Annotated in this window: 6 protein-coding genes and 1 pseudogene; 5 read left to right on the plus strand and 2 right to left on the minus strand. The window is 66.1% G+C overall.

The features are described 5' to 3' along the window. Window positions 1-339 (plus strand): glutamate synthase-related protein (locus ACFTZB_RS41145; protein WP_378441028.1); only part of this gene is annotated, 339 nt, incomplete at its 5' end. A 596-nt stretch (window positions 340-935) separates the two neighbouring features. Here ACFTZB_RS41145 and ACFTZB_RS41150 read toward each other — a convergent pair. Further along, the gene (locus tag ACFTZB_RS41150; RefSeq protein WP_378441030.1) at window positions 936-1,565 is read right to left on the minus strand and encodes a TetR/AcrR family transcriptional regulator; all 630 of its coding nucleotides are present in this window, start codon (window positions 1,563-1,565) and stop codon (window positions 936-938) included. Between the two features lie 139 nt (window positions 1,566-1,704). On the opposite strand from ACFTZB_RS41150, the gene ACFTZB_RS41155 reads away from it, so the two are divergent. From ACFTZB_RS41155 to ACFTZB_RS41170, 4 genes are read left to right on the plus strand one after another with little or no spacing between them, the layout of a single operon-like run. Continuing rightward, window positions 1,705-3,294, plus strand: a complete 1,590-nt coding sequence (locus tag ACFTZB_RS41155) for a bifunctional 3-(3-hydroxy-phenyl)propionate/3-hydroxycinnamic acid hydroxylase (RefSeq protein ID WP_378441032.1) — start codon at window positions 1,705-1,707, stop codon at window positions 3,292-3,294. Between the two features lie 11 nt (window positions 3,295-3,305). After that, entirely contained in the window at window positions 3,306-4,145 is an 840-nt protein-coding gene (locus ACFTZB_RS41160) for an alpha/beta fold hydrolase (RefSeq protein ID WP_378441038.1), read from the plus strand. 25 nt (window positions 4,146-4,170) lie between these two features. Further along, window positions 4,171-5,187: a VOC family protein gene (locus ACFTZB_RS41165; RefSeq protein WP_378441034.1), complete on the plus strand. Its 1,017-nt coding sequence runs from the start codon at window positions 4,171-4,173 to the stop codon at window positions 5,185-5,187. Between the two features lie 53 nt (window positions 5,188-5,240). Further along, window positions 5,241-6,371: an amidohydrolase family protein gene (locus tag ACFTZB_RS41170; RefSeq protein ID WP_378441036.1), complete on the plus strand. Its 1,131-nt coding sequence runs from the start codon at window positions 5,241-5,243 to the stop codon at window positions 6,369-6,371. 51 nt (window positions 6,372-6,422) lie between these two features. Here ACFTZB_RS41170 and ACFTZB_RS41175 read toward each other — a convergent pair. Beyond that, window positions 6,423-6,616: pseudogene (locus tag ACFTZB_RS41175) on the minus strand (Ldh family oxidoreductase); the annotation flags it as partial.

A 6,616-nucleotide genomic window follows, 5' to 3' on the forward strand; every position in this document is an offset into this window, starting at 1 on the left:
CATACCGACCGCTGTCCCACCGGCGTCGCCACCCAGAACGCCTGGCTCGAACGCGGACTGGACGTCGAGTCGAAGTCGGTGCGCGCGGCGAACTACGTGCGCGCGCTGCGTCGGGATGTGTTCAAGGTGGCCGAGGCGTGCGGTGTCGCGCATCCCGGACTGATCACGTCGGCGGATGTCGAGGTGGCGGACGGCAACCGGCGGTCGGTCACCCTCGGTGAGCTGTACGGCTACCGGCAGGACTGGGGGCTGCCCGGGCCGGCGGATCGTGACGAAATCACCCGGCTGATGACCGACCCCGCCGATGCCGACTCGGCAGGCCCGCAGCCCACCGGGTGACACCGACTGCACAACGCACAATCGATGTTGGTTCCCTCGTGGCGGTGTTGTCGGTGGGATGCCGTAACAGTCCCGAACGAGTCCAACCGACACCAAACCGAATGCCCTCGTCCTGCATCTCGACGATTCCGTGACGGATCTCGGTTTGGGCGAGTGCCTTCACCTGATCGGTGAGGCGTTCGACGAGGTCGTACCTCGGACGGGGCTCGCTGCTTCGTCTCGTCTGTGAGCTGGCTGGATCTGCGACAGCTGGTCCCGCACCGTCATCCCGGACGGGTCCGGTTCGATCCCGGTTGCCCATCGCCCCGAAATGCTGTATCTGCGTTCGCTGGGAATGCCTTCCAACACATGTCAACGGACTTCGCACGACCGCGAGCCACAAGCCGACGTGCCCGCGTAGCCGAAAGCGCGGGTTGGTACTCGACCACCCATGGCACCCGCAGACCCCACCGACCCGAACACCGACACCTCGCCCGCACCGGGGCGCGGCGGTGTCCCACCGGGAACGACACCGGACCCGGATGCGGCCGCGCCACGTTGGGGAATCATGGTGGTCCTAGTCTTGACCTGCTCAACGGCGTAGGCGCCGGCGAGGCTCAGGTGGTTCCTTCCGATGCGGTCAGGCGAACCGCCGCGTCGTACAGGAGGTGCGCGTGCAGTTCGAACAATTCGAGAAGGTCGATGCTGTCGCCGCCGATTTCCTTGGCGATGAACAGCCCGTCCGCCGCGGCCATCGAATACGTGGTCAGCAGCTGGATCGAATGCTCTGCCAGGTCAGGGGCGAACTCACGTATCGTCTGGGCGATGCGGCGCTGTGCGTCCTCCCGCACCGCGAGGAACACTGTCCGGGCTTTCGCTTCGACGGGTCTGTGCTCGAGGGTGAGCATCAGACCGAGTCGTAGAAAGTCCGGTGAGTCCAGCAGCGCCTTGGCGACCTGCGACGCCAGGGCCGAGAGTCGCTCGCGCGGGCTGTCTCCGTCCGGCACGGACCACGCGGTGAGCCAGGTTCCGAAGCTGCGCTCGATGACAGCGGCGATCAGTTCGTCTTTGTCCTTGAAATGCCAGTAGATCGAACTCGCGGGCAGTCCGCTCTTCTTGCTGACCAGCGCAATGCTGGTGCCGTCGTATCCGCGTTCGGTGGCCACTTCCACGGCCGCGTCGAGGATTTTCAGGCGTGATTCCTCACCGTTGGCGCGGCGACGACGGGGCTTCGTCTCGTCGGTCACGATCTCCTCCTCGGGTTCGCGGTGTGTTGACTCTCACCTGCTCCCACCTTACTGTAGTGATCACTACGGGAACAACCCCACGCTCGGCTCCGGCCCTTCCGGCCCTTCAGCCACCATCGACCCCACGAGAGGTCTCGACGTGACCGACCAACCGACCTATGACGTCGCCGTCATCGGCTACGGCCCCACCGGCGTGACGGCCGCCAACATCCTCGGCCATATGGGCCTCAGAGTGCTTGTCGTCGAACGGGACTCGGACATCTATTCCCGCGCTCGCGCCATCTCCACCGACGAGGAAGTGCTGCGGATCTGGCAGCACGTCGGTTTGGCGGATCGCCTCACCGCGGACATGCTCGCGGACAAACCGGTTGCCTTCGTCGACGCGGACGGCACGTCGTTCGCCGAGATGAAGCCTATTTCACGCGGGTCGGGGCATCCGCCGCAGCAATTCATCTACCAGCCTGCGGTCGAACAAGTCTTGCGTGACGGGGTCGATCGCTTCCCCAACGTGGAGATACTCCTCGAGCACGAGTGTCTGCGCGTTCTCCAGACCGGCACGGACGTCGAATTGATGCTCGCCGACCTTCGACACGATGTGTTCAAGCGCGTCCGCGCGTCGTATGTGATCGCCGCGGACGGTGGTTCGAGTCCGACCCGTACCCAGCTCGGCATCGGTTACGAGGGCAAGACGTACGGCGAGCGGTGGGTGGTCATCGACACCGAGGTGATCCGCGAATGGGACGGCCACGACCGACTCCGCTTCCACTGCAACCCCGCCCGGCCGACCGTCGACTGCCCGACACCGCTCGGCCACCACCGCTGGGAGTTCCCCGTCCGCGACGGCGAGGACGAGAAGGAACTGGTCACCGACGCCGCGATCTGGCGGATACTCCACAACCAGGGCATCACGAGCAACGACGTGAAGATCCTGCGCGCCGTCGTCTACAGCCACCACGTGCGCTTCGCCGACCGGTGGCGGGTCGGCCGCGTGTTTCTCGCCGGCGACGCCGCCCACGCCATGCCGCCGTGGATCGGGCAGGGCATGTCGGCCGGGGTGCGCGACGCAGCGAACCTCTGCTGGAAACTCGGTGCCGTGCTGTCCGGTTCGCTGCCCGAATCGGTCCTCGACTCCTATCAGACCGAGCGCATGCCGCATGTGCGGGAAGTGACCAATCGGGCGGTCAAGACCGGCCGGCTCATCACCGAACGCCGGCCCGCCGTTGCGGCGCTGCGCAATCACTTCTTTCGCGCCGCGATGAAGGTTCCCGGCTTCCCCGAGTGGCTGCGCGACAGCCGTTGGATTCCCGACGCGCGCTACCCCGCGGGTTTCCTCGCGAACTCGGCGAACACGGCGGTCGGGTGGCAGATTCCGCAGCCGTGGGTTCTCGACGAGGAAGGCAACCGGGAACGCCTCGACGACGTGATCGGTGGGCAGTGGGCGATCGTGCACCTCGGTCCGGCCCGAGAGTGGCGCCCGTGGCGCACGGTGGGCGTTCCCCTCATAGAGGTGAAACCGGCCGGCGCGCCGCCCGGACCGAACGCGGTGGTCGACACCGACGGACTTCTCATCGACTGGATGCGGAAGAAGGGCGTCACCGCCCTGGCGCTGCGGCCCGACGCCTTCGTCTACGCGGCCGAAGTCCCCCGAGACCCGCTGCCGCCGCCGCCCGCCGGACTCACCGTCAGCTCCCGACCACGCCCATCCATCAACCCGAGGACTGCCCCGTGAACACCGAATCCATGACGACCACCACCTACCAGGTGAACGGCAAGGACATCTTCGTCGCCGAAGCCGGTGAGGGCCCTACCGTTCTCCTGCTGCACGGCGGTGGCCCCGGAGCGTCGGGAGTATCGAACTACTCCCGCAACATCGACGAACTCGCGAAGCATTTCCGGGTCGTCGTTCCGGACCTGCCCGGCTACGGTCGCTCCACCAAAGGCATCGACCAGAACGATCCGTTCGGATACCTCGCAGACTCGATCCGCGGGCTCCTCGACCGGCTCGACATCGAGCGGGCGCATCTCGTCGGCAACTCCTACGGCGGCGCCTGCGCACTGCGCCTGGCACTCGACACCCCGGAGCGCGTCGACCGCATGGTGCTGATGGGTCCCGGCGGCATCGGCACCACCCGCGGACTCCCCACCCCGGGTTTGCAGAACCTGCTGTCCTACTACGGCGGATCCGGCCCGTCCCGCGACAAGCTCGCGACGTTCATCCGCGAGTACCTGGTGTTCGACGGCAGCGCCGTCCCCGAGGAGATGGTCGACACCCGCTACGAGTCGAGCATCGACCCGGACGTCGTCGCCGACCCGCCTCTGCGGCGCCCGTCCGGCCCCCACGCGCTGCGGACCCTGTGGCGGATGGACTTCACCCGCGACAAGCGGCTGTCCACACTGCAGACACCCACCCTGGTCGTGTGGGGCGCCCGGGACAAGGTCAACAAACCCAGTGGCGGTCGGATGCTGGTCGAGACGATGCCGCACTGCGAACTGGTGGTGACGTCCGAGACCGGGCACTGGGTGCAGTGGGAACGCGCCGACCTGTTCAACGAGATCACCCGCCGCTTCCTGGGCGCCTGACCATCCCCTCGACGAGGAGTCGACCATGCCTCACTCTGTGACGTCACCGTCCGTGTTCGGAAACGTTCACCTCGGCTACATCGTCGTCGAGACCGAGAAGTTCGCCGACTGGCGGCGTTTCGGCAGGGACGCGATCGGAATGCACCTCGACGACTTCACCTCCGACGCGATGCGTTTCCGGCTCGACGAGAACGAATGCCGCTTCCTGCTCAGGCGTGGTCCCGCCGAGGACGTCACCGCACTGGGCTGGCACCTCGACGACCACACCTCCTTCGATCGGATCGTGGCGCGGGTGACCGGGCACGGGGTTCCCGTCACCTGGGGCACCGAGGAAGAAGCCGCTCTGCGCGGTGTCGAACGGCTGCTGCGGTTCCCCGGACCCAACGGGCTGACCCAGGAGATCTACACCAAGGCCCACACCGGGCCGATGCCCCTCCACATGCACACCACCGGATTCGTCACCGGCGACGCGGGCATGGGCCACGTCGCGCTCACCTCGAAGAAGCCGCACCAGGTTCGCGGCTACTACGACACCGTCTTCGACGCTCGCCTCACCGACTACATCGACGAGACCATCAGTGGCGTGAAGCTCAAGATCCGGTTTCTCCGGGTCAACGAACGCCACCATTCCGTGGCGATCGCCGCCGTGCAGAAGCTGCCCGTCAACCCGATCCGCACCCGCGTGCAGCACCTCAACATCCAAGTCGCCGAACTCGACGACATGACCAATTCCTATCTGCGCGTGAAAGAACTGGGCTTCGACATGGCCCTCGGCGTCGGGCAGCACACCAACGACCGCGAGCTGTCCTACTACGCCATGACTCCCTCCGGTTTCGAATGGGAGGTCGGCTGGAACCCGATTACCATCGATGAAGACACCTGGGAACCCACCACCCACCAGGGCATCAGCATCTGGGGGCACACACCTGTCGGTCAGACGATCATCGACAAACTCGCCCAATTCAAGCTCGGCGCCAGGTCCGTGGTCCGACGCGAGGACACCGTCCCGGCCCTCAGCGGCACCGGCATCCAAGACGACTGAACAAACCGGTCACCCACCACCGGCCGAGGCCACACACATTCGAGAAGGAAACTGTGACAGAACAACCGCCTAAGACCAATGAAACACTGCTGAGCCGCCGCAGGCTCCTCGGTGGTGTTGCCGCCGCAGGCGCGGCCGCCGCCATCGCTCCCCCCGCCGTTGCAGCGGCCGGGCCCGCCGCGCACCGCCGAGAAGCGGCCCCCACCGGGACCTACCGCATCGACATGCACGTGCACTTCCTTCCTCCCGAGTATCGCGCATCGCTCCTGGCGCATGGACACTTCACCATCGGTGGATACCCCACCCCCGACTGGTCCCCCGAATCGGCAATAGACTTCATGGACCGCTACGGAATCCAGGCGCAGGCACTGTCGGTGTCGGACCCCGGGGTCGAATTCCTCTCCGGCACAGAAGCGGCAGAGATGGCGCGCTACTGCAACACCTACGCCGCCGATCTGTTCACGCAGTATCCCACCCGATTCGGCGGCCTCGCCGTTCTACCGATGCACGACATCCCCACCGCGCTCCGGGAACTCGAGTACGCGCTCGACACCCTCCACCTCGACGGCGTTGTCTTACTCTCGGCCTACGACGGAGCCTACCTCGGCGATCCCCGATTCGAACCATTGATGCTCGCCCTCAATGCCCGTTCGGCATATGTGTTCGTCCACCCCGCGGCAATTCCCGCCGACGCGAAACCTGAACTTCCCCTGCCTGACTTCCTCGAAGAATTTACTTTCGACACCACTCGCGCGGCGACGCTCCTCATCGCCGGCGGCACCCTCGCCCGCTACCCGAGTATCCGATTCCAGCTAGCTCACGCCGGTGGCACTCTTCCCTTCCTCGCCCACCGGATCGGGATCGCGTCACAAACTCCCCTCGGCGATATCTGGCCCGCCGGAACACCCAAGCCGTCGATCCTCGACGTCGCCAAACACATCAACAACTTCTATTACGACACCGCACTGAGCCCGGCCCCCTCCGCAATGCGCAGCGTCCTCGCGGTCGGGCAGAAAGAACGCATCGTCTTCGGCAGCGACTGGCCGTTCAGCGCGACCACCCTCACAGGTTCTGGGGACCCACAACCCGAACTCAGCGAGACGTTCAGTGCCGGCGATCGTGTCCTGATCGAGCGCGAGAACGCACTACGCGAACTCCCCCGGCTCGCGTCGGTCTTGGATTGATGCGCTCGCACCCGATGGCCAGGCCGATCCGCTATCGGTATCGCGCGTGCGTCAGAAGTCCGCGGTGATCCCGACCTGGGCGCCGAGGGTTTCGAGGTCCGTGCGGGTCTGGTCGGGCAGTACGACGCCGCCGGCGTCGAGGTTGCGGTGCTCGGCGCGGTCTTCGAGTTCGCCGGGATAGAAGATCTCCTCGGCGCCCTCGGCGAGGGCGGTGTTCTTGACCTCGTCGATGAGTTCGCCGACCG

This window comes from Rhodococcus sp. NPDC057014 (assembly GCF_042673295.1).
GTDB lineage: Bacteria > Actinomycetota > Actinomycetes > Mycobacteriales > Mycobacteriaceae > Rhodococcus_F.

What these genes read in the sequence shown, in the direction of transcription:
- ACFTZB_RS41160 (WP_378441038.1), top strand. Translation starts at nt 3,306, where the DNA reads ATGACGACCACCACCTACCAGGTGAACGGCAAGGACATCTTCGTCGCC.
- ACFTZB_RS41165 (WP_378441034.1), top strand. Translation starts at nt 4,171, where the DNA reads ATGCCTCACTCTGTGACGTCACCGTCCGTGTTCGGAAACGTTCACCTC.